Source organism: uncultured Sphingopyxis sp. (assembly GCF_900078365.1).
Lineage (GTDB): Bacteria > Pseudomonadota > Alphaproteobacteria > Sphingomonadales > Sphingomonadaceae > Sphingopyxis.
The window spans coordinates 852,626-879,541 of the sequence record NZ_LT598653.1; the positions used below are offsets into that span (position 1 = coordinate 852,626).

General features: G+C 67.2%; 24 protein-coding genes, 1 tRNA gene and 1 riboswitch. Of the genes, 20 read left to right on the forward strand and 5 right to left on the reverse strand.

Annotation, left to right across the window (positions count from 1 at the left end):
• Positions 1-228 precede the first annotated feature (228 nt).
• Positions 229-304: transfer RNA gene (locus QZL87_RS03750), tRNA-Thr, on the reverse strand.
• A 350-nt stretch (positions 305-654) separates the two neighbouring features.
• Here QZL87_RS03750 and QZL87_RS03755 point away from each other — a divergent pair.
• The 15 genes from QZL87_RS03755 to hemN all read left to right on the forward strand — a co-directional run bounded on the left by QZL87_RS03755 (position 655) and on the right by hemN (position 15,031).
• Positions 655-804, forward strand: coding sequence for a hypothetical protein (locus QZL87_RS03755; RefSeq protein WP_295323902.1), 150 nt, complete (start codon positions 655-657; stop codon positions 802-804).
• A gap of 2 nt (positions 805-806) precedes the next feature.
• The gene (locus QZL87_RS03760; protein ID WP_295323905.1) at positions 807-1,139 is read left to right on the forward strand and encodes a cupin domain-containing protein; all 333 of its coding nucleotides are present in this window, start codon (positions 807-809) and stop codon (positions 1,137-1,139) included.
• Between the two features lie 30 nt (positions 1,140-1,169).
• Positions 1,170-3,422 (forward strand): nitric-oxide reductase large subunit, encoded by a 2,253-nt coding sequence (locus QZL87_RS03765; RefSeq protein ID WP_295323907.1) that lies wholly within the window; start codon positions 1,170-1,172, stop codon positions 3,420-3,422.
• Positions 3,419-4,621, forward strand: a complete 1,203-nt coding sequence (locus QZL87_RS03770) for an NnrS family protein (RefSeq protein WP_295323910.1) — start codon at positions 3,419-3,421, stop codon at positions 4,619-4,621. The genes QZL87_RS03765 and QZL87_RS03770 overlap by 4 nt, the downstream gene beginning before the upstream one ends.
• A 62-nt stretch (positions 4,622-4,683) precedes the next feature.
• On the forward strand, positions 4,684-5,373 hold the full coding sequence (locus QZL87_RS03775) for a Crp/Fnr family transcriptional regulator (protein WP_295323912.1): 690 nt from the start codon (positions 4,684-4,686) through the stop codon (positions 5,371-5,373).
• Positions 5,374-5,604: 231 nt separating this feature from the next.
• Positions 5,605-7,263 (forward strand): cytochrome-c oxidase, cbb3-type subunit I, encoded by a 1,659-nt coding sequence (gene ccoN / locus QZL87_RS03780; protein WP_295327160.1) that lies wholly within the window; start codon positions 5,605-5,607, stop codon positions 7,261-7,263.
• Between the two features lie 13 nt (positions 7,264-7,276).
• The gene (gene ccoO / locus QZL87_RS03785) at positions 7,277-8,053 is read left to right on the forward strand and encodes a cytochrome-c oxidase, cbb3-type subunit II (protein WP_295323914.1); all 777 of its coding nucleotides are present in this window, start codon (positions 7,277-7,279) and stop codon (positions 8,051-8,053) included.
• On the forward strand, positions 8,050-8,214 hold the full coding sequence (locus tag QZL87_RS03790; RefSeq protein ID WP_295323916.1) for a cbb3-type cytochrome c oxidase subunit 3: 165 nt from the start codon (positions 8,050-8,052) through the stop codon (positions 8,212-8,214). The genes ccoO and QZL87_RS03790 overlap by 4 nt, the downstream gene beginning before the upstream one ends.
• Positions 8,201-9,139 (forward strand): cytochrome-c oxidase, cbb3-type subunit III, encoded by a 939-nt coding sequence (ccoP, locus tag QZL87_RS03795; RefSeq protein WP_295323919.1) that lies wholly within the window; start codon positions 8,201-8,203, stop codon positions 9,137-9,139. Before QZL87_RS03790 ends, ccoP begins: the two co-directional genes overlap by 14 nt.
• Positions 9,126-10,583 (forward strand): cytochrome c oxidase accessory protein CcoG, encoded by a 1,458-nt coding sequence (ccoG, locus tag QZL87_RS03800; protein WP_295323921.1) that lies wholly within the window; start codon positions 9,126-9,128, stop codon positions 10,581-10,583. The genes ccoP and ccoG overlap by 14 nt, the downstream gene beginning before the upstream one ends.
• The gene (locus tag QZL87_RS03805) at positions 10,580-11,050 is read left to right on the forward strand and encodes a FixH family protein (RefSeq protein ID WP_295323922.1); all 471 of its coding nucleotides are present in this window, start codon (positions 10,580-10,582) and stop codon (positions 11,048-11,050) included. The genes ccoG and QZL87_RS03805 overlap by 4 nt, the downstream gene beginning before the upstream one ends.
• Positions 11,047-13,167, forward strand: a complete 2,121-nt coding sequence (locus QZL87_RS03810) for a heavy metal translocating P-type ATPase (RefSeq protein ID WP_295323924.1) — start codon at positions 11,047-11,049, stop codon at positions 13,165-13,167. Before QZL87_RS03805 ends, QZL87_RS03810 begins: the two co-directional genes overlap by 4 nt.
• Positions 13,164-13,319 (forward strand): cbb3-type cytochrome oxidase assembly protein CcoS, encoded by a 156-nt coding sequence (ccoS, locus tag QZL87_RS03815; RefSeq protein ID WP_295323926.1) that lies wholly within the window; start codon positions 13,164-13,166, stop codon positions 13,317-13,319. Before QZL87_RS03810 ends, ccoS begins: the two co-directional genes overlap by 4 nt.
• Positions 13,316-13,540, forward strand: a complete 225-nt coding sequence (locus tag QZL87_RS03820) for a hypothetical protein (protein ID WP_295323929.1) — start codon at positions 13,316-13,318, stop codon at positions 13,538-13,540. The genes ccoS and QZL87_RS03820 overlap by 4 nt, the downstream gene beginning before the upstream one ends.
• 168 nt (positions 13,541-13,708) lie before the next feature.
• On the forward strand, positions 13,709-15,031 hold the full coding sequence (gene hemN / locus QZL87_RS03825) for an oxygen-independent coproporphyrinogen III oxidase (protein WP_295323932.1): 1,323 nt from the start codon (positions 13,709-13,711) through the stop codon (positions 15,029-15,031).
• Between the two features lie 30 nt (positions 15,032-15,061).
• On the opposite strand, the gene QZL87_RS03830 is transcribed toward hemN, so the two are convergent.
• Complete coding sequence (locus QZL87_RS03830; RefSeq protein ID WP_295327163.1) at positions 15,062-16,162, reverse strand: low specificity L-threonine aldolase; 1,101 nt, start codon at positions 16,160-16,162, stop codon at positions 15,062-15,064.
• A 120-nt stretch (positions 16,163-16,282) separates the two neighbouring features.
• Positions 16,283-16,391, reverse strand: a riboswitch (SAM-I-IV-variant riboswitch).
• Between the two features lie 196 nt (positions 16,392-16,587).
• On the reverse strand, positions 16,588-17,472 hold the full coding sequence (locus QZL87_RS03835) for a MurR/RpiR family transcriptional regulator (protein WP_295323934.1): 885 nt from the start codon (positions 17,470-17,472) through the stop codon (positions 16,588-16,590).
• A 322-nt stretch (positions 17,473-17,794) separates the two neighbouring features.
• On the opposite strand from QZL87_RS03835, the gene QZL87_RS03840 reads away from it, so the two are divergent.
• From QZL87_RS03840 to QZL87_RS03860, 5 genes are read left to right on the forward strand one after another with little or no spacing between them, the layout of a single operon-like run.
• Entirely contained in the window at positions 17,795-19,843 is a 2,049-nt protein-coding gene (locus QZL87_RS03840) for a TonB-dependent siderophore receptor (RefSeq protein ID WP_295323937.1), read from the forward strand.
• 34 nt (positions 19,844-19,877) lie between these two features.
• Positions 19,878-21,386 carry an amidohydrolase family protein gene (locus QZL87_RS03845; protein ID WP_295323940.1) on the forward strand — a complete coding sequence of 503 codons (1,509 nt, stop codon included), beginning with the start codon at positions 19,878-19,880 and terminating at the stop codon, positions 21,384-21,386.
• The gene (locus tag QZL87_RS03850) at positions 21,383-22,444 is read left to right on the forward strand and encodes a DUF1611 domain-containing protein (RefSeq protein ID WP_295323942.1); all 1,062 of its coding nucleotides are present in this window, start codon (positions 21,383-21,385) and stop codon (positions 22,442-22,444) included. The genes QZL87_RS03845 and QZL87_RS03850 overlap by 4 nt, the downstream gene beginning before the upstream one ends.
• On the forward strand, positions 22,441-24,051 hold the full coding sequence (locus tag QZL87_RS03855; RefSeq protein WP_295323945.1) for a serine hydrolase domain-containing protein: 1,611 nt from the start codon (positions 22,441-22,443) through the stop codon (positions 24,049-24,051). The genes QZL87_RS03850 and QZL87_RS03855 overlap by 4 nt, the downstream gene beginning before the upstream one ends.
• Complete coding sequence (locus QZL87_RS03860; RefSeq protein WP_295323947.1) at positions 24,048-25,373, forward strand: erythromycin esterase family protein; 1,326 nt, start codon at positions 24,048-24,050, stop codon at positions 25,371-25,373. Before QZL87_RS03855 ends, QZL87_RS03860 begins: the two co-directional genes overlap by 4 nt.
• A gap of 12 nt (positions 25,374-25,385) precedes the next feature.
• Here QZL87_RS03860 and QZL87_RS03865 read toward each other — a convergent pair whose 3' ends face one another.
• Positions 25,386-26,288: a cyclase family protein gene (locus tag QZL87_RS03865; protein WP_295323949.1), complete on the reverse strand. Its 903-nt coding sequence runs from the start codon at positions 26,286-26,288 to the stop codon at positions 25,386-25,388.
• Positions 26,281-26,844, reverse strand: coding sequence for an ABATE domain-containing protein (locus tag QZL87_RS03870; RefSeq protein ID WP_295323951.1), 564 nt, complete (start codon positions 26,842-26,844; stop codon positions 26,281-26,283). The genes QZL87_RS03865 and QZL87_RS03870 overlap by 8 nt, the downstream gene beginning before the upstream one ends.
• Between the last annotated feature and the right edge of the window lie 72 nt (positions 26,845-26,916).

Here is a 26,916-nt window from a genome sequence, read left to right on the forward strand (position 1 = left end):
ATAGGGTCCTGAAAAATTCCAGAAAATCTGCCATTCTTGGACATGCTCACGTTCCAAGATTTTCCAGCAATGTTCACTCCCTTGCCCCCCAAACGGGGGCTGATCGGGTCACTGGTTTTGGTATGAGGATTTAGGTCCGGAACGACGCTCCGAGGCGCGTTTTGCGCGCAAATCCGCGCCATCTCAATCTATGCGAAGCAACACAAATCGTCATTTCCATGAGTTCTATGGTGCCGCTTACAGGACTCGAACCTGTGGCCCCATCATTACGAATGATGTGCTCTACCAACTGAGCTAAAGCGGCAACGAGGGGCGCCCCTAGCAGTGCGGCGGAGCGATGACAAGCGCCGTCGAAAGCTTTTGCCGATCAAAAGGCTATTATTGCCGATCGGGCTCCGGGCACGATCCTTGAAAGGAAAATATGCCGTCTCTTCTGGTCGTCTGACCATGGATCGCAACGATTCGCTGGTGCCGAATAATCGAGTCACTGCGGTGCGACAGCGCGCCGGGGCGGCCGCGACGAAGGACGGACCGGACCAAATTGCCGGGGAAGATACCCGAAAGAGGGAAATTTGATCCAGCGCAAATTCATTGCCGGCGACTCTGCCTATCCTCGGTAGCCGAGGGGCCAAGCCGGCCCATGGAGGATGGACGATGTTCTGCCCGGAATGCGGTGAAGTGATCGGATCGGGACCGCTCGACGCGCGGCGCGCGCGGCATCCCGGCGGCGACGGTCTCGCGAAGGCCCTCGGCCGGTGGCTCCGCGCCTTCGTCCGCCGCCGCGTGCGGCGCGGAGAGGGTTGAGCATGGCGCTGCATCATGTCCGCTCCGGCGAGGTGGCGCGCCTCGGCGCGCTCGACGATCCGGCGACCGCGACGGCGGCACTCGCCCGTACGCCATCCTTCGAGACGATCCATCTGGTGGTGCGCGCGGGAGCCTCGATCGCGCCGCACCGGGTCGCGGGGTCGCTGACGCTTTACTGCATCGCGGGGCATGCGCGGCTGGGCGGCGACGCGCTCGTCGAACTGCGCGCCGGCGACTGGCTATTCCTCGAACCGGGAACGCCGCACGCGGTGGAGGCGATCGCGGACACGTCGCTGTTGCTGACGATCCTGTTCGACGAAAACGCGGCGGGCTGACGGGATTTTTCGAAATGACAGGGGGTTCTGGTGGGCGAATATCGCAAGCTCTGGTGGACGTTGATCGCGGTCCTGACGGTGACCTTCGCCATTCTCGGCATCTCGGGGGTCGAGGTCTACCGCAAGGCGCCGCCGATCCCGGCGCAGGTCGTCACCGCGTCGGGCGAGGTGCTGATGACCAAGGGCGACATCATGGCGGGGCAGGCGGCTTGGCAGAGCACCGGCGGGATGCAGCTCGGCTCGATCTGGGGGCACGGCGCCTACCAGGCGCCCGACTGGACCGCCGACTGGCTGCACCGCGAACTGACCGCCTGGCTGAGCCTCGCGGCCGAAGAGACTTATGACAAGGCATTCGACACGCTCGCCGTCGAGCAGAAGGCGGCGCTGACCTATCGACTCAAGCAGGAATATCGGCATAACGCCCTCGATCCGGCGACGGGTGTCGTCACCGTGTCGGACCGCCGCGCCCGCGCGATCGCGCTGACCGCCGCCCATTATGACAAGCTCTACGGCAGCGATCCCGCGCTGCGCGCGATGCGCGACAATTATGCGATGAAGGAGGGGACCCTGCCCGACGCCGCGAAGCGCGCGGCGCTGGCCGACTTCTTCTTCTGGACCGCCTGGGCGGCGTCGACCGAGCGGCCGGGGACGGTCGCCACCTATACGAACAACTGGCCGCCCGAACCGCTGATCGGCAACCAGCCGACGCCCGAGAATATCCTCTGGTCGCTCGCCTGCGTCGTCATCCTGATCGCGGGCGTCGGGGCGCTGATCTGGGGCTGGGCCTTCCTGCGCCGCCACGACGACACGCCGCTCGTCGCCGCGGACAAGGACCCGCTGACGCTCGCGGCGCTGACCCCGTCGCAGCGCGCGCTCGGCAAATATCTGTTCGTGGTGCTGGCGCTGTTCGTCTTTCAGATATTCATCGGCGGCTTCACCGCGCATTACACGATCGAGGGCCAGAGCTTCTACGGCATCGACGTGTCGCAGTGGTTCCCTTATGCGCTGACCCGCACCTGGCATGTGCAGAGCGCGGTGCTGTGGATCGCGACGGCCTTCCTCGCGGCGGGGCTGTTCCTTGGACCGGTCATCCACGGCGGCGATCCGAAGCATCAGAAGCTGGGGGTCGACCTGCTCTTCTGGGCGCTGATCCTGGTCGTTGTCGGGTCGTTCATCGGCAACTATCTGTCGATCGCGCAGGCGATGCCCGACGGGCTCGGCTTCTGGCTCGGGCATCAGGGCTATGAGTTCCTCGACCTCGGCCGCGTCTGGCAGATCGCATTGTTCGCGGGACTGCTCTTCTGGCTGGTGCTGATGCTGCGCTGCATGCTGCCCGCGCTGCGCCGCAAGGAAGGCGGCGACAAGAATCTGCTCGCGCTGCTCACCGTCTCGACGGTCGCGATCGGGCTCTTCTACGGCTCGGGCCTCTTCTATGGCGAGCGCACCCATATCACGATCATGGAATATTGGCGCTGGTGGGTCGTCCACCTGTGGGTCGAGGGCATTTTCGAGGTGTTCGCGACCGCCGCCATCGCCTTCATCTTCGCCTCGATGGGGCTGGTGTCGAAGCGGATCGCGACCGCGGCCAGCCTCGCCTCGGCCTCGCTGTTCATGGTCGGCGGGGTGCCGGGCACCTTTCACCACCTCTATTTCTCGGGGACCACGACCCCGGTGATGGCGGTCGGCGCGGCGTTCAGCGCGCTCGAGGTCGTGCCGCTGATCGTGCTCGGATACGAAGCGTGGGAGCATTGGAGCCTGCGCGACCGCGCGCCGTGGATGCGCGCGCTGCGCTGGCCGCTGATGTGCTTCGTCGCGGTCGCCTTCTGGAACATGCTCGGCGCCGGGGTCTTCGGCTTCATGATCAACACCCCGGTCGCGCTCTTCTATCTCCAGGGGCTCAACACCACCGCGGTCCATGCCCATGCGGCGCTGTTCGGGGTCTATGGCTTCCTCGCGCTCGGCTTCACGCTGCTGGTGCTGCGCTATATCCGGCCCGAGATCGCGTTCAGCGAGCGGCTGATGCGTCTCGGCTTCTGGGGGCTCAACGCGGGGCTGGTGCTGATGATCTTCACCAGCCTGCTGCCGGTCGGCCTGTTCCAGTTCGAGGCGAGCGTGACCACCGGCATGTGGTATGCGCGCAGCGATGCGTTCCTCCAGCAGGACTTCCTCGAAACGCTGCGCTGGGTCCGCACCTTCGGCGATGTCGTGTTCATCGTCGGCGGGGTCGCGGTCGCGTGGCAGGTCGTGATCCTCGGCCTGTGGCAGAAGGGCGGGCGGGTATGAGGATCGCGGGGGACGCAAGAGGGGCGGGCGCGGGGTCACCGCTATGGCTGCGCGGCGGCTATCGCCTGCTCTTCGGTTGCGGGGCGCTGTGGGCGGTCGTCGTCGTGGCGCTGTGGGTCGGCGCGCTCGGCGGGCGCTGGACGCTGCCGATCGCGATGGACCCGCTCGCCTGGCATCAGCACGAGATGCTGTTCGGATATCTCGGCGCGGTGATCGGCGGCTTCGTCAGCGCCGCCATGCCCAACTGGACCGGGCGGCCGACGGTGACGGGCTGGCGGGTCGCGGCGGTCGGTGGGCTGTGGCTGGCGGCGCGGCTGGCGATCCTGTTTTCGGCGACGGTGCCGCCGCTGGTCGGCGCGGCGCTCGACACACTCTATCTGCTGGTCCTGCTCGCCTATGCGGCGCGCGAGATTGTCGCCTCGGGCAACCGGAACAAGCCGATCCTGATCATCCTCTTCCTGTTCGCCACTGCCTGCGCGCTCGATCATGCCGCGATGATGGGCGCACTCGCCGATCCGGCGTTCGGGGTGCATATGGGCTTCGCGCTGGTCCTGTTGCTGATCGCGCTGATCGGCGGGCGTATCACTCCCGCCTTCACGCGCAACTGGCTGATGCGGCAGGGGAGCAGCGAGGGGATGCCGATCCTGCCGAACCGTTTCGACATGGCGGTGATCGGGACGACGGCGCTCGCGCTCGCCGCGTGGGTCGCCGATCCCGCGAGTTCGGTTGCGGCCGGGCTGTTGATCGTCGCGGGCGGCCTTCAGGCGATCCGTCTCGTGCGCTGGGCGGGGTTGAAGGCACTCAGCGATCCGCTCGTCTTCGTGCTCCACCTCTCTTACGCCTGGCTCCCGGTCGGGCTGATCCTGCTCGGCTGCGCGACGCTGCATCCGCTGCTGCCGGTGTCGAGCGCGGTGCATGCGCTCGGCGCCGGGGCGATGGGGGCGATGACGCTGGCGGTGATGACGCGCGCGACGCGCGGCCACACCGGCCGCCCGCTCGAGGCCGACCGCGCGACCGTGCTCATCTATATCCTCGTCCACGCGGGCGCGCTGCTGCGCGTGATCGCGCCGCTGCTGCCGTTCGACTATATGCGGGTCATCGCGGCCGCGGGCGGGCTGTGGGCGGCGGCGTTCCTGCTGTTCCTGCTCGTCTATGTCCCGATGGCGGTGCGCCCGGCGCCCGGTGCGGGCGCGGCATGACCGGCGCGCTCCTCGCTCCATCGTCCCTTCCCACGAGGACCGCAGTCGATTATGGCGGAGAGGTGACCGACTGTGCCTCCTGCGTCGTCCGTAACCGGGCGATCTGCGCAAGCCTCGATGCCGAAGAACTGGCGCTGCTCGGCAAACTCGGCCGGAATCATCGCGTCAAGGCGGGGCAGACCCTGATGTGGGAAGGCGACGACGCGCCGGTCGTCGCCAATGTCCTCGACGGCGTGTTGAAACTGGTCCTCGCGGCCGCCGACGGGCGCGAGCAGATCGTCGGCGTCGTCTTTCCGTCCGATTTCATCGGCCGCCCGTTCGGCAAGGAAAGCCCCTACAGCGTCACCGCGATGACCGATGCCGAGGTCTGCATCTTCAATCGCAAGAGCTTCGACGATTTCGCGAGCGCGCACCCCGATTTGCAGCACAAGCTGTTGCGCCGCACGCTCGACGAGCTCGACCGGGCGCGGCACTGGATGATGCTGCTCGGCCGCAAGTCGGCGGAGGAGAAGGTCGCCTCCTTCCTGCTCGAAATGTCCGAGCGATTGTCGGGCCAGGGATGCGGCGGCGGGCCGCAGAACGGATTCGAGCTGCCCTTCGGCCGCCAGCAGATCGCCGACATATTGGGGCTGACGATCGAGACGACGAGCCGCCAGCTCACCCGGATGCGCGCTGCTGGCCTGCTCGACCTGCCGTCGCGCCGCGAGATCGTGATCAACGACCGCGCGGCGATGGAGGCGATCGCGGGCTGAGCCGTCGCCTTCGAGCGTCGTGATCTTAACTGACCTGCTGTCCCGTTCGTGGCGCCGGTTAAACGCGGACCTCTCCACGCAGCACTTTTCTCCCGCGGCCTGGGACAAATCGTCCCATTGATGCGCCGCAACATTTTTCGTTGATCCAGGTCAATGTTCCGGGCCGCGCACGCGGCCATGGGGCTGGATGGGCGCGGCCGATGGAGCGGCGCCGAATGGGGATTCGCGATGATGGACGATCTGGTTTTCAAGGCGGCTGGCTGGCTGGGGCTCGCCTTGCTGGCGCTGGTCTTTGCGGCGCTAGCCGTCGACACGCCCTTTGCCGTGCATATGGTTATCGTCGCCGTCGCCTGCCTGATCGTGCTGTGGACCCGCATCTCGCGCGCCGATTATGCGGGTATGGCGCGCGGTCTTCTCAGGATGCCGCCCGATGAGGGCGTCTATGACGATGATCCGGTGCGCTGGGGCGTCATCGCCACCATCTTCTGGGGCGTCGCGGGTCTCGCGGTCGGCCTCTATATCGCGCTGCAGCTCGCCTTTCCGGCGCTCAACCTGGGGCTTGAATATACCAGTTTCGGGCGGCTGCGCCCGCTGCACACGTCCGCGGTGGTTTTCGCCTTCGGCGGTAATGCGCTGATCGCGACGAGCTTCTATGTCGTCCAGCGCACCTGCCGCGCCCGGCTCGCCTTTCCGGCGGCCGCCCGCTTCGTCTTCTGGGGCTATCAGCTCTTCCTCGTGCTCGCGGCGACCGGCTATCTGATGGGCGTCACCGCGGCGCGCGAATATGCCGAGCCCGAATGGTATGTCGACCTGTGGCTGACGATCGTCTGGGTCGTCTATTTCGTCGTCTTCGTCGGGACGATCGTAAAGCGCCGCGAGCCGCATATCTATGTCGCCAACTGGTTCTACCTCAGCTTCATCGTCACCATTGCGATGCTCCACATCGTCAACAATCTGGCGGTGCCGGCGACGATCTTCGGATCGAAGAGCTATTCGGCCTTCGCGGGGGTGCAGGATGCGCTGACGCAATGGTGGTATGGGCATAATGCGGTCGCCTTCTTCCTGACCGTGCCCTTCCTCGCGATGATGTATTATTTCGTGCCCAAGCAGGCGGAACGGCCGATCTACAGCTATCGCCTGTCGATCCTCCACTTCTGGTCGCTGATCTTCCTCTATATCTGGGCCGGACCGCACCACCTTCACTACACCGCGCTGCCCGACTGGGCGCAGACGCTGGGCATGGTGTTCTCGGTCGTGTTGTGGATGCCGAGCTGGGGCGGCATGATCAACGGGCTGATGACGCTGAACGGCGCGTGGGACAAGATCCGCACCGACCCGATCATCCGCATGATGGTCGTCGCGCTCGCCTTCTATGGCATGGCGACCTTCGAGGGACCGATGCTGTCGGTGAAGGCGTTCAACAGCCTCAGCCACTATACCGAATGGACGATCGCGCACGTCCACGCCGGGGCGCTCGGCTGGAACGGCATGATCACCTTCGCCGCGGTCTATTATCTCGTCCCGCGCCTGTGGGGACGGCCACGGCTCTATTCGCTGCGCATGGTCAACTGGCACTTCTGGCTCGCGACGCTGGGCATCGTCTTCTACGCCGCCTCGATGTGGGTCGCGGGGATCATGCAGGGGCTGATGTGGCGCGAATATGGCGCCGACGGCTACCTCGTCTACAGCTTTGCCGAGACCGTTGCGGCGATGCACCCGATGTATCTGATCCGCGCCGCGGGCGGCGCGATGTACCTCGCCGGTTTCCTGCTGCTCGTCTTCAACGTCTGGGCGACGCTCGCGGGCCGGGTCCGCGAGGAAAAGCCGATGACCGAAACCCCCTACAACGCCGCCGCGGATCGTCCGCTCGCGCCCGTTCCCGCCGAATAAGGAGCCACAGGCCATGGCGACCCAACCCGCCGAAAAGCGCTTCAGCCACAAGAAGCTCGAACGCAATGTCAGCCTGCTCGGCTTCTTCTCGCTGATCGCCGTCGCGATCGGCGGCATCGTCGAGATCGCGCCTTTGTTCTGGATCGACAACACGATCGAGAAGGTCGACGGGATGCGGCCCTATACGCCGCTCGAACTCGCGGGGCGCAACATCTATATCCGCGAGGGCTGCTATACCTGCCACAGCCAGATGATCCGCCCGTTCCGCGACGAGGTCGAACGCTATGGTCACTACAGCCTGGCGGCGGAGAGCATGTACGACCACCCGTTCCAGTGGGGGTCGAAGCGCACCGGACCCGACCTCGCGCGCGTCGGCGGCCGCTATTCGGACGAATGGCACAAGGCGCATCTGATCGACCCGCGCAGCGTCGTGCCCGAATCGATCATGCCGGGCTACGCCTTCCTCGCCGATCGCGATCTCGAGGCGAGCGACATGGCGCGCGACCTGACCGCGCTCTACCGCGTCGGCGTTCCTTATACCAAGACCGACATCGCCAAGGCGAACGACGACATCCGCGCGCAGGCCGATCCCGATGCGGGCGCCGGCGACCTCGTCAAGCGCTACCCCAAGGCGCAGGTGCGCGATTTCGACGGCGATCCCGCCCGCGTGACCGAAATGGACGCGCTGATCGCCTATCTCCAGATGCTCGGCACGCTGGTCGATGTCGAGAAGGCGGCGCCGCAGGAGCAGGCGCATGTGCCCGCCGCCGCATCGGAGGCGTCGCGATGACCTATGACGAGGTGCGGCATTTCGCCGACAGCTGGGGGCTGATCGTCATGGTGGCAATGTTCCTCCTCTTCATCGCCTGGCCCTTTCGCAAGGGCGCGCGCCGTCATCACGACGAAGCGGCGAACATGATCTTCAAGGACGACGACAATGGCCGATCATAAGCGCATCGACGAAGTGACCGGTACGAGCACGTCCGGTCACGAATGGGACGGCATAGAGGAACTCGACACGCCGATGCCGCGCTGGTGGCTGTGGTCGCTCTATGCGACGATCGTCTGGGGCATCGCCTATGTCATCCTCTACCCCGCCTGGCCGATGGTCCATGGCGCGACCGAGGGGGTGCTCGGCTGGACCAGCCGCGGCCAGCTCGAAGCGGAGATGCAGGCCGACGCGGCGCGCCGCGCGCCGGTGGTGAATGCGATCGCCGCGACCCCGATCGCCGACCTGCCCGCGAAGCCCGAACTGATGCAGGCGGCGGTGCAGGGCGGGGCGGCTGCCTTTCGCGTCCATTGCGTCCAGTGCCACGGCGCGGGCGGCGCGGGGGTGAAGAAGCTCTATCCCAGCCTGACCGACGACGACTGGCTGTGGGGCGGCGACCTCTCCACGATCGAATATACGATCGCCCACGGCATCCGGAACCCCGACCATGATGCGACGCGTACCAGCCTGATGCCCGCCTTCGGGCGCGACGGCATCCTCGACGCGGGGCAGATCGCCGACGTCGTCAGCCATGTCCGCGTCATCAGCCGCCAGGAAAGGCCGAGCGCGTCGTCGGCGCGCGGGGCTACGCTGTTCGAGGCGAACTGCGCCGTCTGCCACGGTCCGAACGGCGAGGGCGGGCGGACGGTCGGCGCGCCGAAGCTGACCGATGCCATCTGGCTCTATGGCGGCGACCGCGCGAGCATCGCGGCGACGGTGACCCAGCCGCGCAATGGCGTGATGCCGCGCTGGAACGGCCGGCTCGATCCCGCGACGATCAAGATGCTCGCCGCCTATGTCTATTCGCTCGGCGGCGGCGAGAAGGCGCCGGCGCCGGCCGCGGAAGGGCCGGGAACCGAAGGACGGGGAGCCGATGGTCAGCCCTGACGACCTGACCGGCGAGCATGGGTCGCTCTATGCGGCGCGAAAGGGCGTCTACCCCAAGAAGGTGGACGGCCCGTTCCGCCGCTTCAAATGGGCGATCATGGCGGTCACGCTGGCGATCTATTACGCTACGCCGTGGATCCGCTGGGATCGCGGGCCGCACGCGCCCGACCAGGCGGTGCTCGTCGACCTCGCGAACCGGCGCTTCTACATGTTCCAGATCGAAATCTGGCCGCATGAATTCTATTATGTCGCGGGCCTGCTCATCATGGCGGGGATCGGGTTGTTCCTCGTCACCAGCGCAGTCGGGCGCGCGTGGTGCGGCTATGCCTGTCCGCAGACGGTGTGGACCGACCTGTTCCAGCACGTCGACCGGCTGATCGACGGCGACCGCAACGCGCAGATCCGCCTCGCGAACGGGCCGTGGACGGCGGCAAAGATCGCCAAGCGGGCGGTCAAATATGCGATCTACCTGACCGTCGCTTTCTGGACCGGCGGCGCGTGGATCATGTATTTCGCCGACGCGCCGACGCTGACGCACGATTTCTGGACCGGGCAGGCGGCGCCGGTCGCCTATGTCACCGTCGCGGTATTGACCGCGACGACCTTCGTCCTCGGCGGCTTCCTGCGCGAGCAGGTGTGCATCTATATGTGCCCCTGGCCGCGCATTCAGACCGCGATGATGGACGAGAAGTCGCTGCTCGTGACCTACAAGGACTGGCGCGGCGAACCGCGCGGCAGCGTCAAGAAGGCCGAGAAGAATCCCGGCGCCTTTGGCGACTGCGTCGATTGCAACCAGTGCGTCGCGGTCTGCCCGACCGGCATCGACATCCGCGAGGGACCGCAGATCGGCTGCATCACCTGCGCTTTGTGCATCGACGCCTGCGACAGCGTGATGGCACAGGTCGGGCGGCCGCGCGGATTGATCGACTATTGCACCCTCGACGATGCCGCGACCGAAAAGGCGGGCGGGGTCGCGCCGCCGATCCGCAAGACGCTCTTCCGCCCGCGCACCCTCGTCTATTTCGGCCTGTGGGGCGCGATCGGGCTGGCGATGCTCTTCACCCTCGGCCAGCGCACCCGGCTCGATCTCGCCGTCCAGCACGAGCGCAGCCCGCTCTACGTCCAGCTGTCCGACGGCGCGATCCGCAACAATTACACGCTGAAGCTGCGCAACATGGAGCTCCGCCCGCGCCGGGTCGAAATCAGCGTCAGCGGCCTGCCCGGGGCGCGATTGTGGATCGACGGCGGATCGCGCGAAACGGCGCGGCAGAGCCTGCACATGCCGCTGGCGCCCGACAGCGTGACGAGCGCGCGGCTGTTCGTCGTCGCGCCCGGCGCGGGACCGGCGCGGCAGGATTTCACCATCGCGGTGCGCGCGCTCGACGACGATCCGCGCGGCGACCGCGAGACCATCCAGTTCGACCGGCCGGGAACCGAACCATGACCGACAAGCGCGAGCGCAAAGCCTTCACCGGACGCCATGCGGCGATAATCCTGATCGCCTTCTTCGGCACCGTCATCGGCGTCAATATGGTGATGGCGAGCTTTGCGCTGTCGACCTTCGGCGGCACCGTCGTCGACAACAGCTATGTCGCGAGCCAGCATTACAACGAATGGCTCGCCCGCGCCGACGCGCAGTACCGGCTCGGCTGGGACAAGAGCGTCGCGGTCGACGAGGGCCGCCACGTCCGGCTGATCGTCCGCAAGGACGGCGCGCCGGTGGACGGGCTGCGCGTCGTCGCGACGCTTCGCCACCCGCTCGGCCGCGCGCCCGCGCGCGCGATGCGCTTCGCCCCGGCGGCGGACGGCACGCTGCGCTCGCTCGATGCGCTGCCTGCCGGGCGCTGGCAGCTCGACCTGTCGGTGCATCGCGGCGCCGACGAGGCGCGCTACCGGATCGACCTCCAGTGACCGACGCCGCCGCCTCGCTCGTCGAGCGCGATTTCGCGGTGCCCGACATCCGCTGCGCCGGCTGCATCGCCAAGCTGGAACAGGGGCTGGTACGCGACCGGCGGATCGCGGCGGCGCGCGTCAATTTCACCGAGAAGCGCGTGCATATCTCCTGCGCCCCCGATGCGGACACGCCCGAACTGATCGGGGCCTTTTCGCTGCTGGGGTTCGAGGCGCATCCGATCGGCGACGGTCCCGCCGAAGTCGATGGCGGCGCGTCCGACAGCCGCGCGCTGCTGCGCGCGGTCGCGGTCGCGGGCTTCGCGATGATGAACATCATGCTGCTGTCGGTGTCGGTCTGGTCGGGCGCTAGCGGGGCGACGCGCGACCTCTTTCACTGGCTCTCGGCGGCGATCGCGCTGCCGACCGTCGCCTATGCCGGGCGCAGCTTCTTCCGTTCGGCGTGGCGCGCGGTGCGCCACGGCCGGACCAATATGGACGTGCCGATCAGCATCGGGGTGCTGATCGCGACCGCGCTCAGCCTCTACGAAACCGCGACCCACGGTCCCCACGCCTATTTCGACGGCGTCGTGATGCTGCTCTTCTTCCTGCTCTGCGGTCGCTGGCTCGACAGCGTGATGCGTGACCGCGCGCGCGGCGGGGTGACCGCGCTGCTCCGCAACATGGGGACCGGCGCGATGATCGTCGGCGCCGACGAGGCGAGCCGATGGGTCGACGCCACCGCGCTTCAGCCCGGCATGGTCATGCTCGTCGTGGCGGGCGAGCGCCTGTCGGCGGACGGTGTCATTATCGGCGGCGCCAGCCGGATCGACCTGTCGCTGCTGACCGGCGAGAGCGCGCCGCAGGCCGTAGGGCTCGGCGATCCGGTCCACGCCGGGACGCTGAATATCGAGGCCCCGATCCGCGTCCGGGTGACCGCGGCGGGCGCCGACACCGCGATCGCCGACATCGCGCGGCTGATGGGCGAAGCGGCGCAGGGCAAGTCGCGCTATGTCCGCATCGCCGACCGCGCGGCGCGCTATTATGCGCCCGCGGTCCACACGCTGGCGCTGCTCGCCTTCGCCGGATGGATGATCGCGGGCGCGGGCTGGCATCACAGCCTGCTGATCGCGGTCGCGGTGCTGATCATCACCTGTCCCTGCGCGCTCGGCCTCGCGGTGCCGGCGGCACAGATCGTCGCGGCGGGCACGCTGATGCGCGTCGGGGTGCTGGTGAAGGACGGGTCGGCGCTCGAACGGCTGGCCGAGGTCGACCGCGCGATGATCGACAAGACGGGAACGCTGACGCTCGGCCGCCCGGTCGCGACCAATCTGGACGAGGCGGACACGGCCGCGCGTGGATTGTTGCTCGCGCTCGCACGCGCCAGCCGTCATCCGCTCAGCGAAGCACTGACCCGCGACCTGACGGCGATGGAGGTGACGCCAGTCGCGGTCGCGGCGATCCGCGAGACTCCCGGCTTTGGGGTCGAGGCCCTCTGGGAAGGGCACCGCGTGACGCTCGGCCGCCCGGCGCGGCTGGCCGCCGACAGCGCGCTGGCGACCGAACTTGTGGTCGATGGGGTTCCGGCGATCACCGTCCGCTTCGCCGACGCGCTGCGTCCCGACGCCGCCCAAACGATCGCCGCGCTGGAACAGGCGGGCGTCGCGCCGACCATCTTGTCGGGCGACCGCGCCGCCGCCGTCGCGCCGGTCGCGCGCGCGCTCGGCCTCACCGCCCAGACCGGCATGAGCCCGCAGGACAAGCTTGCCGCCATCGCGCGGCAGGCGGCGGCGGGGCACAAGGTGCTGATGATCGGCGACGGGCTCAACGACGGCCCCGCGCTCGCCGCGGGGCACGCCTCGATCGCGCCCGGCTCGGCGAGCGACGCGGGCAAGAATGCCGCCGACTGCATCTTCCTCGGCGACCGGCTGATGCCGGTGGTGCAGGCGATCCGCGTCGCGCGGCGGACGCAGGCGATCGTGCGGCAGAATTTTGCGCTCGCGATCGGCTATAATATCATCGCGGTGCCGCTCGCCTTCATGGGATATGTGACGCCGCTGGTCGCCGCCATCGCCATGTCGGGATCGTCGCTGATCGTCGTCAGCAACGCGCTGCGGCTGAAGGGAGCGGCGCGGTGAACGGGCTGCTTGTCCTGATTCCGGTCGCGCTCGGCCTCGGGCTGATCGGCCTCGCTGCCTTCTTCTGGTCGCTGCGCGGCGGGCAGTTCGACGATCTCGACGGCGCCGCGCTGCGCATCTTCGTCGAGGAAGAGGAGGAGGACGCGCGATGACCGCGCCCGGTGTCGTCCTGATGCTTGGCGCGGCGGCGCTGATGCAGCCGCCTGCCGCGGAGGCACATGTGCTGACGATCCCGGCATGCGGCGGCGCATCGCACCGGATGATCGTCCCCGGCGATCCCGCCGACCCCGAACAGCGCCGCGACTGCGCCAAGGCCTGCCACGCGGTCGGCGAGCGGCGCGGTAAACGGGCGGGGCCGAAGGGCTGCTGCTAGGGCCGCGCCCCGGAGTTGGGGATTTGGATTGGCATCGTCATTGCGAGCGAAGCGAAGCAATCCAGAGTTGGCGCAAACCGCCCTGGATTGCTTCGCTTCGCTCGCAATGACGAACGAGGATTGATCCCGGTCAATGTCGCGGCGGACGTTTGCCCATAGGATGCGCGCATGTGGTCCTATCACCCCGATCTGCTCGCAAAACCGGTGCCGCGCTACACCAGCTATCCGACGGCGATGGAATTCGCCGAAGACGTCGGCGCCCACGATTATGCGCAGGCGCTCGATGCGGTGGAATCGGCGACGCCGGTCTCGCTCTATGTCCACATCCCCTTTTGCGAAAGCATCTGCTGGTATTGCGGCTGCAACACCGGCGCGGCGGGGCGCAAGCAGCGGCTCGACGATTATCTGACGGCGCTCAGGGCGGAGATCGCGCTCGTTGCGAAGCGGCTGGGCGGACGCGGGCGCATTCGCCGCATCGCCTTCGGCGGCGGCAGTCCGAATGCGATCGCGCCGGTCGAGCTGGTGCGCCTGCTCGACCTGCTGCTTACCGTCTTCGACGCGCACCGGCCCGACGTTTCGATCGAGCTCGACCCGCGCGGCTTCTCGTCTGAATGGGCGCTGGTGCTCGCGGCGGCGCAGGTCACCCGGGTCAGCCTCGGCGTCCAGACCTTCGCGCCGCACGTCCAGCAGGCGATCGGGCGCATCCAGCCGCTTTCGCATATCGAGCGCGTCGTCGCCGCGCTGCGCCTGCGCGGCATCGATGCGATCAACTTCGATCTGATGTACGGGCTGCCGGGACAGGGCCTCGCCGATCTCGACGCGACGCTCGACGAAACCATCCGCCTCGCGCCAAGCCGAATCGCGCTCTTCGGCTATGCGCATCTTCCCGATATGATCCCGCGTCAGCGACGGATCGATGCCGCGAACTTGCCCGACGCGCGGCTGCGCTTCGATCAGGCGCGGCTCGGCTATCGGCGCCTGACGGCGGCCGGCTATGTCCCCGTCGGCTTCGATCATTTCGCGCGCGCCGACGACCCGCTCGCCATCGCGGCGCGCGAAGGCCGGGTGAACCGCAATTTCCAGGGCTTTACGGAGGACGACACGCCGGTGCTGCTCGGCTTCGGCGCCAGCGCGATCGGCAAATTCCCCGACCTGATCGTGCAGAATGAAAAAAAGTCCGGCCTCTATCGCGTCCTCGCCGATGCCGGGCGGCTCGCCGTGGTGAGAGGGGTGAGGGTCGATGCGGAGGAGCAGCGGCGCGGCCGGCATATTCGCGATCTGCTATGCAACGGGCGCGCGTATCTGGATGCTGACGAGGTCGCGCCGGCGCGGAGCGCGCTGTCGGATTTCGAGCGGCGCGGCATCATCGCGTGGGAGGAGGACGCCCTCATGATCCGCGATTGCGGCCTGCCTTATGCGCGCCACGTCGCCGCGCGGTTCGACCGCATCCGCGGAGACATCCGGCCGGGTCAACCCGATCGCCGCCTGTGACCTTGTCGGGGCCAGCCGGACGCTCCAATGCTATCCCGGAACTCCGCTTTCGGCGCGAGCTTCCGCGAAGGCCGGCAAAGGCCGGTTCCCCCGCTTCTCCGACCGGGCCGCAAGTTCGGCAATATGCTGCGCGAGGAGATCGACGGTATCGACGCGGGCGTCCCAGGCGAACATGAATCGCGCGCATCCGCCGATGAAGGTGTAGAAGCGCCAGCCTCGCGTGCTCAATGCTTCGAGCAGGCTCTCCGGCGCTTGAAGAAATACGGCATTGGCCTGGACCGGGAAAGCGAGGCTGACACCGGGAAGGCCCTCGATCGCCGCGGCGAGCCGGGTGGCGCAGCCGTTCGCATGTTCGGCATTGCGAAGCCAGGCGCCGCTCTCGAACAGGCCGATCCACGGGGCGGCGAGGAAACGCATCTTCGACGCGAGTTGGCCGGCCTGCTTGCAGCGATAGTCGAAATCGGTCGCGAGCGCGGTGTCGAAAAACACGATCGCCTCGCCGGCCGCCATGCCGTTCTTGGTGCCGCCGAAGCAGAGGACGTCGACGCCCGCGCGCCAGCTCAGGTCGGCGGGCGCGCATTGCAGTGTCGCGCAGGCGTGGGCGAAGCGCGCGCCGTCCATGTGCAGCTTGAGCCCGAGCTCGCGGCATGTCGCCGAAATCGCGCGGATCTCGCCGATCGTATAGACTTGGCCGGTCTCGGTCGGCTGGGTGATCGTCACGACTCGCGGCTTCGGGAAGTGAATGTCGGACCGGCTCGTCGCGAGCGCGCGGATCGCTTCGGGGGTCAGCTTGCCGTCGGCGGTTTGCGCAACGAGCAGCTTCGACCCGTTCGAGAAGAATTCGGGAGCGCCGCACTCGTCGGTCTCGACGTGCGACGAGGCGGAGCAAATGACGCTGTGATAGGATTGGCATAGCGCCGCGAGCGCCAGCGAATTCGCCGCCGTGCCGTTGAATGCGAAGAATATCTCGCAGCGCGTGTCGAACAGCCTCCGGAAAGCGTCGGCCGCGCGCTGGGTCCATTCATCGTCGCCATAGGCGGGGGCCGAGGCCGAATTGGCGGCCGCCATCGCATCCCAGGCTTCGGGACAGATGCCCGCATAATTGTCGCTGGCGAATTGTTGCGCGGCCATCGCATCCCAGGCTTCGGGACAGATGCCCGCATAATTGTCGCTGGCGAATTGTTGCGCCCTGCTTGTCACGTCGAAATCCTTCCTTCGGCAGAGGGGAGGCGGTTCGACGCAGGTGCGGCTTGGGGTCCCGTTGGTTGCCGGTCCGGCCACATCCCCCGCGGATTGCGGGGTACCACCTTGCTCGGGAGCAGGTTGGTGCCGGGCGTCGGCCCGACTCTTGATGTGCGGCGGGCCCTAGGCGCCGCCGGAAATCCTGTCAACGTCATTGCCCGCTCGCCCCCGGGGATGCGGCCGGCAATTCGCATCGGGTCGAGCGAATCGAGGGTGGCGAGGCGATGCGCTGCGGACATGCGCATCGGCTAATCTCGTGAGATTTTTCTGTCTATAAATTTTAATGACAAAAAACTGTCATTAGCTCGGTAAGCCTATGCGTTCATTCTCGGACGCGGCGGCTGGTGGCCGGCATAGCCGGTGAACGTCTGATGGAGCCGCGTGAGCGTTTCGAGCCGGGCTTCGACCTTGGTGCCGATCTGCTTGATCACGCTGTTCACCATCAGGTTCACCGCGCAGACGAGCGCGACCGGCGAACTCCAGAACATGCCCGTCTGCGTCGGTACCGCGAGCACGTGCGGTGTGAAGCGGGGCGCCCAGTCGCAGAACAGGTCGGTCAGGACGATCAGCGGAATGCCTTGCTGGCTCGCCTGTTCGGCGATCAGATAGGATTGCCGCGAATAGCGCCGAATATCGATGACCACGAGGCACCGGTCGTCGCCGTCGTCGGCCGCGAACACATCGGCGTAATTGCCGGCGGTCAGATCGACGAGACACACGCCGTCGCGCATGAATTGCAGATGGTTGGCAAGCAGCATCGCTATGCCGCGCTCGGTCTGAAAACCCGCGATCTGGACCGTGCGCGACCGGGCGAGCAGCGTGGCCGCCGCTTCCCATTGCGGCGTTTCGGCGAGGCGATAGACCGCGAGCAGCGACTTCATCTCGCGCTGCATCGATCCGTCCGCCTCGTCCGGAAGACCGGGCGTATCGACGAAGTGCCGGAGCTGTTCGCCGACCAGCCACGGAAAGCCTTCCTCGCTGCTGTCCTTGAGTTCGTTCTTCATCGCCTTGAAATTGCGATAGCCGAGCTTGCGGGTGAAACGCCCGATCGTGATTTCGCTGACCCCGACCTTTCGGGCGAGCGTCATCGCGGTCTCGAAGGCGAGCGTCGCATAATGGCCGAGGATATAGGTCGCGATCGCGCGGTCCGCGGTCGAATAGGTTTCGAGATCGGCTTGCAGGCGCTGGAGAAGCGGCACATTCGGAATGGCGGGCGCTTCGCCTCCCGCCGCATGCGAACCTCGATCCCGCCCGCCTTCCATGACGACCCCTTTCCCGCGCGAATGCGTCGATTTATGTCAGAAATATCGTCAAAACTATCAATTGACAGAAATATGTCAATGGGACTTACTTCCGTCATTCGGCCTCGCTCCTCGATATGGCGCGGAGCCCGGGCGATCGATCGCCGATGAAGGGGGATGTGTGATGACGATGAACCGACAATCTTCTGCGTTTTGCCGGAACAGGCGCATCGCGCCCCGCTTCTGGTGCGCGAGCGGCGCTTTGGCCGCCGCGGCTTTCATGCCTTCGGTGGCGGCCGCGCAGGAAGCTGGCGAGGGCGGCGAGGGCGATGCGATCGTCGTCAGCGGCTATCGCTACCTCAGCGAGGATACGAGCGGCACGACCGGGCTTCCGGTCCCGATCGAGGAGGTGCCGCAGTCGATCAGCCTCGTCAGCAAGGATTTTCTGGACGCCACCGACGCGAGGTCGCTGGGCGACGTCGCGCAATATACGCCGGGAGCATTGTTCGACGGGAATCCCGGCGGGACCTCGTCGATCGTCAAGCTGCGCGGATTTGCGGCGGGCAATGCGATCGACGGGCTGAATGTCGGGGTGCTCGATTACGAGCCCGACTTCGCAACGCTCGAACGGCTCGAAATCGTCAAGGGACCGACCTCGGTCGTTTACGGCGCCGCCAATCCCGGCGGGATCATCAATCAGGTGACGAAGGGCGCGGACCCCGATACGCCGTCGCATATCGCGATTCTCGGCGGCTCGTGGGATCGCTGGCGGCTCGAAGGCCAGGTGGCGACCTCGCTCGACGCACCGGGGACCGTCCATGCGATCGGCGTCGCCGTCCACGAGGAGGGCGGCAGTTTCATGACACGCGTCGATTCCGCCAAGACCGTGCTATATGCGGGGATCGACGCGGAACTGTCGCCCGGTCTCAAGGGCTATCTGCACGGCGGGTACGAGCGTTACCGGCGCACCTCGTTCGACGGCATCCCGACCTTGCCCGATGGGTCGCCCGCGCCTGTCGGCCGGTCCTTCTTCATCGGGTCGGGCGATTTCGATCTCGTGACGCCGGTGGCGCGGGTGAACGGCGGGCTCGACTGGGAGGCGTCGCCGGCGCTGTCGGTCAGCCTCAAGCTCAACTATCTCCGCTCGAACACCACCGGCGAGAGCGGGTTCGGTTTCGATCTTCAGCCCAACGGCGATTTCTTCATCGCGATCAACAATATCACCAAAAGCGTGACGGAGGCCTTCAGCGCCGGGCTGTCGACCGTCTACAAGTTCGACGAGCTCGGGCTTGCCGACAGCTTCGTCACCGTCGCGGCCAATTATCAGAGCTACGACACGCAACAGGCCGGCACGATTCCCGACACGCCGCAGGGCGACGTCGCCAATATCTTCGACGGTGTGGACGCGATCGAGGCGCTTTTCAACACGCGGACCTATCCGGGCATTTTCGATTACAGCCTGAACCGGCGGCTTCGCTATTTCACCCTGTCGACGCAGGCCAATATCAAGATCGCGGGGCCGCTGACCCTGCTCGGCGGCCTGTCATGGGCCAAGCCCGACGTCAGCAAGCAGTCGGGCACGGACGCCTGGCAGGACTTCAGCGGCGACAGTCAGACGAGCCTCCGCCTCGCGGCGACGCTGGAGCCCGTGAGGGGCCTCAATCTCTACGCATCGTACAGCGAGTCCTTCCAGCCGCAGCTCTTCATCGACGCGGTCGGCGACGTGCTGCCGCCGCTGACCGGCGAGCAATATGAAATCGGCTTCAAATATGTGTCGCCCGATCGGCGGTTACTCCTCACCGGGGCGCTGTTCGACGTCCGGCAGGCCAACCAGGCGCGATACGACCAGACCATTGACCTGATCGACCGCTATGCGCCGGTCGGCAAGGTCCGGCACCGCGGGTTCGAATTGCAGGCGGTGGGCGAGATTGCAAAAGGCTGGCAGGTCAACGCCGGCCTCGCCATTCTCGATCCGACGATCCGCAAGGACGACGATCCGGCGCTGATCGGCAAGACGCTGACCTTTCTGCCGAAAAGCACCGCCAGCATCTATTCGAGCTATGAGTTCGCCGGCGGCGCCTTCGTCGGCGGCGGGGTCCGCTATGTCGGTTCGGTGAAAACCGACATCGACCGCACGACCCGCGACTTGCCCTCCTATATGTTGGTCGATGCGTCGGCGGGATATGATTTCGGCCGCTTTCGCGCGCAACTCAACGTCAAGAACCTGTTCGACAAGCATTATTTCGTGAACAATTACCAGACGCTCTTTTATGGCAATGTCGTCGGCGAACCGCGCAGCGTGACGGTTTCGCTGCGCGCGAATTTCTGACCCTGTGCCGGGGATGGCCGATGGGAAGCGGGTCTTGACGATCGAACGGGCGGCGCGGGGAGCCGCGCTCCTGCTCGCGGCCACCGTCCTGCTCGCGGAGCTTCCCGCCGCCGCGTCGCCGGCCGCGACCGTCCACGACATCGTCTATCGCGGCGCGCGCGCGATCGATCCCGAAACCGGGCTCGACGCGGTGCGCGACATCGCGGTCGATGGCGCGCGGATCGCCGCGGTCAGCGAGGTGCAGCTCGAGGGGCGGCGCGTGATCGATGCGCGCGGGCTCGTCGCGGCGCCGGGGTTCATCGACATTCATTCGCACGCGACGACCCGCGAAGCGGCGGGCTATCAGGCAAAGGACGGCGTGACGACGCGGCTCGAACTCGAGATCGGAGCCTGGCCGGTGTCTTCCTGGTATGAAGCGAAGCGCGGGCGCGAGCTTCTGAACTATGGCACCAGCGTAAGCCATACGGCGCTGCGCTATTTCATCCAGAAGGGCGAGGGGACGGCAGGCCTTGCGGCACTGCGCGACCCGATGGAGAAATTCGGCGCGAAGGAAGCGGACGAGCCCTTGTCCGGCGCGGCGGCCGAGCGGCTGTCGGTGCTGCTCGAACAGGGCGTTCGCGAAGGCGCGATCGGCATCGGCAGCGGCACCCAATATGCGCCGGGCATCACGCGTCGCGAGATGCTGGATGTGACGGCGGTCGCCGCGCGGACGGCGACTTGTCTCTTCACCCACATCCGCTACGGCAGCCTCGTCGAGCCCGACAGCACATTCGAGGCGGTGCAGGAAAGCATCGGCAACGCGGCGGTCACCGGGGCCTGCGTGCATGTCGCGCATATCAACAGCATGGCGATGCGCGATGCGCCTTTCATGGCGGCGCTGATGCGCGATGCGCGGGCGCGCGGCGTCGACATCACGACCGAAACCTATCCCTGGGGCGGATCGGTCGATGCCGTGCGCAGCCATTTCTTCGACCCGGGCTGGGAAAGGCGCTGGGGCGTCGGCGTCGGCGACCTGCAGTCGCGCCGCACGGGCAAACGGCTGACGCAAGCCGAATTCGACGCGCTCCGCGGGGGCAGCGAGGACGACGGGGTCATCATGCACATGAACAGCGAAGCGACGATCGCAGGGCTGCTGCGGGAGCCGGCGATGCTGGTCGCGAGCGATGGCGGCCGGATCGAAGGGCCGAACGGCCATCCGCGCTCCGCCGGGAGCTTCGCGCGCCTCCTCGGCCATTATGTGCGCGAGACGCGAACGCTCGGCCTGGCCGATGCGCTGCGCAGGGTGACGCTGCTGCCCGCGCAGCGGCTCGAAGGCTTTGTTCCGGCGATGAAGCGCAAGGGCCGGCTCCAGCCCGGCATGGACGCCGACGTCGTCCTTTTCGATCCGCGGACGGTCGGTACGCGCGCGACCTATGGCGATGCGGCCCGTTATTCGGACGGTTTTCGCTATGTCATGGTGAACGGCGTACTCGTCGTCGATGGCGGCAGACTTGTGAAGGACGTCAGTCCCGGACGCCCTGTTTTTTCCAGGTCCAGACCATGAACGCCCCGTTCGATCGCAGCGCGGCGGCGCCCGGCGCCGGTGCGGCGGATCTCGACCTTCCGAAACCCTATCTGCTGTTCCTCGGCGACGCGGCGGACACGACCTTTCTGAAGACGGGGCTGGGTCTGCGCGACTGGGCGCCAGAGCTTTGCATCGCCGAGCATAAATGCGCGGGCGCGGCAGCGACGCTCGGCATCCCGGAGATGACGCCGCGCGAGGCCCATGCGGCGGGCGCGCGGGCGCTCGTCCTTTCCGCGGCGTCGATCGGGGGCGCGATCCGCGAAGCCTGGCTTCCCTATCTGGTCGAGGCGCTCGAAGCGGGGCTCGACCTCATCGGCGGAACGCACGACCGGCTCGGCGACAGTCCGCCGCTCCGTCAGGCGGCGCAGGCGCACGGGCGCCGCCTCATCGATGTTCGCGTCCCGCCGCCGGGCCTGCCGGTCGCGACCGGGCGGCGGCGGAGCGGCAAAAGGCTGCTGACCGTCGGCACCGACTGCGCGCTCGGCAAGAAATATACCGCGCTCGCGCTCGCGGAGGCTTTTCGCGCGCGCGGAATCGACGCCGATTTCCGCGCGACGGGGCAGACGGGGATCATGATCGCGGGGCGGGGCATTCCGATCGATTCGGTCGTCGCCGATTTCGTCGCGGGCGCCGCCGAGATGCTGAGCCCCGATGCCGATCCCGCGCACTGGGACGTCATCGAAGGGCAGGGCTCGCTTTTCCATCCTTCCTATGCGGGGGTGTCGCTCGGCTTGCTTCACGGCTCGCAGCCCGACATTTTCGTGCTATGCCACGCGCACGGCCGCGAGCGGATCGTCGGCTTGCCCGACTATCCGCTGCCGTCGATCGGCCGCGCCATCGAGATGACGCTGCAGCAGGCGCGGCTCACCAATCCCGGCGTCCGCTGCGCTGGCGTGTCGCTCAACACCGCCGGGCTGACGGTGGAAGAGGCGGAGAAGGCGATAACCGGCCTCACGCGTGAATGGGGTATTGCGGTGGCCGACCCGATGCGCCGCGGCCCCGCCTTCGAACGCCTGGTCGATGGATGCCTCGCATGACCCGCCTGCTGCTCTTCTTCGCTTTCGCGGTTGGTTTCGCGGGGGTCGCGGCCGCCACGGAAAGCGGCAATGCCGGCCGGGATGCGGCGCTCGCCGACATCCGCGCGATGGTGGAGGGCGCGGAAGGGGATGTGGCGCTCGTCGTCGCGATAACCGACCGGGACCGGCTGCTCATGACCGCGTCGCACGGCTATGCCGACATCGACCGGCGGGTGCCGGCGACACCCGACACGCGCTTTGCGATCGGATCGATCTCCAAATCCTTCACGGCGGTCGCGCTCATGCAAATGAGCGACGAGGGGCGCTTCGACCCCGACGCGCCGGTTGCGCGCTACCTGCCGGATTTTCGTCCGCGCGGCACATATGCCCCCATCACCGGCGGGGCGCTGATGTCGCACACATCGGGGCTGCCGAACTATCTGGCGCATGTCGCTTCGATGCGGTTTCTGGTGACCGCATTGGAGGGCTTCGAACCCCGCTACGCTCCCGGCGCGCATTTCTGGTATTCCAATTCGGGCTATCAACTGCTCGGCTATGTCGCCGAGGCGATCGACAAGCGGCCCTTTCCGCTGATCCTGCAGCGGCGCATCCTGGACCCGCTGGGCATGGCCGCGACTTCGCCGCAGATCGACGACAGGCTGCGGCGGCGGATCGCGACAAGCTATGAGCGCGCGCCCGACGGCGGCCTCGCGGTCGCGCCATGGTTCGAGCATATCGCCGCCGACGGCGCGATCGTCTCGACCGCGCCCGATATGACCGCTTATGCCCGGATGCTGCTTGCGCGGGGGAACGCGCCGCGGGGGCGGCTCCTCTCCGAACGCGCCTTCGCCCGCATCGTCACGCCCGTTCGCGACGATTATGGCTATGGCTTCGACATCGCCGACGGCGGCCGGATGCTTTTCCACACCGGATCGATCGCGGGGTTCCAGGCCTATTTCGCGGTCCATCTGGAACAGGGTCTCGGCCTCGTCATCCTCGGCAACGGACCGGCCGACAGGGCGCTGCGCGAGCGCATCGTCGGGCGGCTTTTCGGCAGGACGCCGGCGCCGCAACCCGATCTCGCGTGGCGCGAGCCGACGGGTTTCGCGGCCCGTCTGGTGGGACCGGACGGCCGGACGCTCTGGTTCCGGCCCGGGCCCGCGGGGGAATTGCTGGTCGACGATCGCGGCGAAACGCTGACGCTCGCGCGGATCGGCCGCGAGGCGTGGGGCGCTCACCTCACGCCCACGGGGCCGCGCGCCTATCTTTTCTTTCGCGACGCGTCGGGAAAGGTATCGGACATTGTCGAAGGCGATATGACCTTTGTTCGCGAAGGCGCGGCCTTGCCTTCCGCTGCACCCCCGGCCTATCGTCCGCTCGTCGGGCGATACGCCGCCCATGGCGAAGAGGGGCCAAGCGTTCGCATCTATGCGCATGGCGGAAAGCTCACCATGTCCTACGCCGATTCCAGCCTTCCGATACCGCTCATCGAGGAGCTTCCGGGGCGCTTTCGCTTCGCAACCCCGGCCTACGCGCCCGAGTGGCTCCAATTCGATGCGGTTGCCGGGGGCAAGGCGCAGCGGCTCGTCCTGAGCGGCGTTCCGCTATACCGTATCGATCTGCCGTGATCGTCCTGGGCTGGACGGGCGCGGCCCTCATGGCGCTGCTCTGGGCGATGCCCGCCGCGGCGGCGCCCGCCGACGATGCCTTCATCGCATGGGCGCGGGCCCATGCGGTCGCCCTCCCGGCCTGTTCGTCGATCCGGTCGGGCGGGGATTATGACATGATGGCAAAGGCCGTCGGCGATGCGCGTGTCGTCGCGCTCGGCGAGCCGGCGCATGGCGCGCGCCAACCGCTCGCCCTGCGCAACTGCTTTTTCCGCTATCTCGTCGAAGAGCGGGGGTTTACCGCGATCGCGCTCGAAACGGGCTTCCATGAATCGCGCCGCCTCCGCGACTATGTGGCGGGCGGGAGCGGCGATGCGCGCGAGCTGGCGCGGACCGGCTTCACATGGGGCTTCGGACGCTACGCCGAGAATGTCGAGCTGCTCGAATGGATCCGCGCCTATAATCTGGACCCCGCGAACGCACGCAAGATCGCTTTCTATGGCATCGATATGAGCGGCGGCGACGCCGACGGCGCATGGGCGCGCGCGCGGATCACGCTCGACGCGGGCATCGCCTATCTCGCCCGCGCGGCGCCCGCCCGATCGGCGCACGCACGCGAGGAAGTCGCGCCATTTCTCGAAAGCTTCTCGGCCCCCGGCTACCGCGCCCTCACGGCAAGCGAACGCGCAAGGCTGCGCCGGTCGATCGTCCGCCTCCTCCATGTCTTCGATTCGGATCGAAAGCTGCTCGTCGCTGCGTCCTCCCGGCAGGATTTCGACTGGGCGCGGCAGAATGTCGTGGGCGCGCGGCAACTCGCGGACCTCTTCGACGTCTCCGGCGTCCCCGATCCCCAAGGCCGCCTGCTCCCCGACGATTATCGCGCCGACGCCGCGCGCGATGCCGCGATGGCCGCCAATGCGCTATGGGCGCTGGGTCAGGAAGGACGCGATGGGCGCATCCTGCTCTTCGCGCACAACGGGCATGTGATGAATGCGCATGGCCGCGGCGGTATATGGGCGGTCTATGCGCGGCCGCCCGCCGCGATGGGCGTCCATTTGCGGCGCGCGCTCGGGCGCGACCTCGTGATCTTCGGGAGCAGCTCGTCGATGCGCGACGAGGGAACGGGAGCGCCGGGCACATTGGATACCGCGCTGGCAAAGGCGGGTCCGGAGAATTTCATGCTCGACATGCGTTCGTCATCGGGCGCGCCGGCCCGCTGGCTGTCGCGCGAGCAGTCGATGAGCGTCAACTATTCCACCGAAAATCTCGTTCAGCCGCGGCGTGCGTTCGACCTGCTGCTCTATTTTGGCCGCATGACGCGATCCAACCCGGAAAGGCCCTAGGATCGATACGGTCTAGATCCGGCCCCGAAGGATCGCGTGGGCCCGGACGGGGAAGGTGCCGACTTTGCTGAACTTGGGCGGAACGGCCCAGAAATGAAAGCCTTCCGCGGGCAGCGCGTCGAGCCCCCGCAGATGTTCGACGATCGGAATGCCCGCCGCGAGCAGCACGCTGTGGACAGGGCGCGTTCCGCCGTCGGTCGCGTCGATGTTGAAGGAATCTATGCCGACGAGCCGCGCGCCGCGGTCGCGCAAATGGATCGCCGCGCGTTCGGTGAGATGGGGATGATCCTCGAAATATTGGTCCGTGCGCCAGTGCCGGTCCCAGCCGGTGTGGACGAGCACCGCCTTGTCCCTCACATCGACGGCCGCGAACATCGTCCAGTCGATCGCCCGATCCCTGGCGCCGGTGACGCGAACGACGATGCCCGGACAATCCGACACCTTGTCGAGCGAAAGCTCCGCCAGATCCTCGCCGTCGGCGAAGCGATGGAAGGGGGTGTCGAGATAGGTGCCGGTGTTTCCGACCATCTCGATGCGGTCGATCTGGAATTCGGTTCCCGCATCATAATGCCGGCGCGACGCGGCCCGCGAAAGATGATCGCATATCAGCGGCGCGGGAAGGCCCTTGTAGGTGATCATGCCGCTTTCGATCACATGGCTGAGATCGATGCGGAGTGCTTCTCCAGACTCCGCGGAGCGGGCGGCGGAGCGCTTGTGCGGCTCCTCGATGATCCGCTTGTTGAGGATGGCGACACGCCCGACCATCAGCAGCCGCAGGTCGGCGATGATCGCCGCGGCGAGCGTCTCGTCGTCGACATCGTCGCCCGCAATGTCGAGGCGAAAGTCCTGACCCTGCAACGCGCCGCCGTTGGCGAACTCGATTTCGAAGTCGAAGCAGGCGCGTCGTTCAGTCATGGGGATTGGCCTTTCGTCGGGAAGCGCGCCGCGCGCGATGCTGGCGGACCTTGTCGCGGTTTCCGCAGCCGCTGGCCGACGAGCACCAGCGCCGGCGGCCGGCGGGGGACCGGTCGAGGAATATCATCGCGCAATCCGGGCACCGGCGCACGCGCTCGGCGTGCGGGGCGGCGAGGAGGGCGACCGCGTCGGCGGCGAGGAGCGAGAGGGCGGCGGCGACCGGATCGCCTGCGATGAATTCGACACGGCCCTCGCGCCATTGCGGGCGCGGCGGCGCGGCGCGCGCCATCCGGTTTATGATCTCGATATCCGCATCATCGGGCCGGGCCGCCTCGATCAGCGCCGATACCGAACGATAGGTCGCCTCGCGCAGCCGCCGCGCTTCGGCGAGATCCGCGCCCGTCGCCGGACGAATAGCCGCGCCGGCGAGCGACGCCTCGTGCAGCCACCGATCGAGATCGGACGGGTCGCACAGACGCTCGACACCGGCGCCCGTGCGGTCGCCGATCGTATCAACGAGACAGAGGGCCGGGCTTCCGGCCGAAAATTCGAACATATGCGCGATGTAACTAGATTATATGGTTACGGCAACCCCCGTCGATCCGGACCGCGCCGCGCGCCGAGGCCG

Bases quoted from the DNA above. Each gene is read 5' to 3' on its own strand.
- QZL87_RS03755 (WP_295323902.1), top strand. From the start codon at position 655: ATGTTCTGCCCGGAATGCGGTGAAGTGATCGGATCGGGACCGCTCGAC.
- QZL87_RS03760 (WP_295323905.1), top strand. From the start codon at position 807: ATGGCGCTGCATCATGTCCGCTCCGGCGAGGTGGCGCGCCTCGGCGCG.
- QZL87_RS03770 (WP_295323910.1), top strand. From the start codon at position 3,419: ATGAGGATCGCGGGGGACGCAAGAGGGGCGGGCGCGGGGTCACCGCTA.
- ccoN (WP_295327160.1), top strand. From the start codon at position 5,605: ATGGACGATCTGGTTTTCAAGGCGGCTGGCTGGCTGGGGCTCGCCTTG.
- ccoO (WP_295323914.1), top strand. From the start codon at position 7,277: ATGGCGACCCAACCCGCCGAAAAGCGCTTCAGCCACAAGAAGCTCGAA.
- QZL87_RS03790 (WP_295323916.1), top strand. From the start codon at position 8,050: ATGACCTATGACGAGGTGCGGCATTTCGCCGACAGCTGGGGGCTGATC.
- ccoP (WP_295323919.1), top strand. From the start codon at position 8,201: ATGGCCGATCATAAGCGCATCGACGAAGTGACCGGTACGAGCACGTCC.
- ccoG (WP_295323921.1), top strand. From the start codon at position 9,126: ATGGTCAGCCCTGACGACCTGACCGGCGAGCATGGGTCGCTCTATGCG.
- QZL87_RS03805 (WP_295323922.1), top strand. From the start codon at position 10,580: ATGACCGACAAGCGCGAGCGCAAAGCCTTCACCGGACGCCATGCGGCG.
- QZL87_RS03820 (WP_295323929.1), top strand. From the start codon at position 13,316: ATGACCGCGCCCGGTGTCGTCCTGATGCTTGGCGCGGCGGCGCTGATG.
- hemN (WP_295323932.1), top strand. From the start codon at position 13,709: ATGTGGTCCTATCACCCCGATCTGCTCGCAAAACCGGTGCCGCGCTAC.
- QZL87_RS03830 (WP_295327163.1), bottom strand. From the start codon at position 16,162: ATGGCCGCGCAACAATTCGCCAGCGACAATTATGCGGGCATCTGTCCC.
- QZL87_RS03840 (WP_295323937.1), top strand. From the start codon at position 17,795: ATGCCTTCGGTGGCGGCCGCGCAGGAAGCTGGCGAGGGCGGCGAGGGC.
- QZL87_RS03850 (WP_295323942.1), top strand. From the start codon at position 21,383: ATGAACGCCCCGTTCGATCGCAGCGCGGCGGCGCCCGGCGCCGGTGCG.
- QZL87_RS03855 (WP_295323945.1), top strand. From the start codon at position 22,441: ATGACCCGCCTGCTGCTCTTCTTCGCTTTCGCGGTTGGTTTCGCGGGG.
- QZL87_RS03865 (WP_295323949.1), bottom strand. From the start codon at position 26,288: ATGACTGAACGACGCGCCTGCTTCGACTTCGAAATCGAGTTCGCCAAC.
- QZL87_RS03870 (WP_295323951.1), bottom strand. From the start codon at position 26,844: ATGTTCGAATTTTCGGCCGGAAGCCCGGCCCTCTGTCTCGTTGATACG.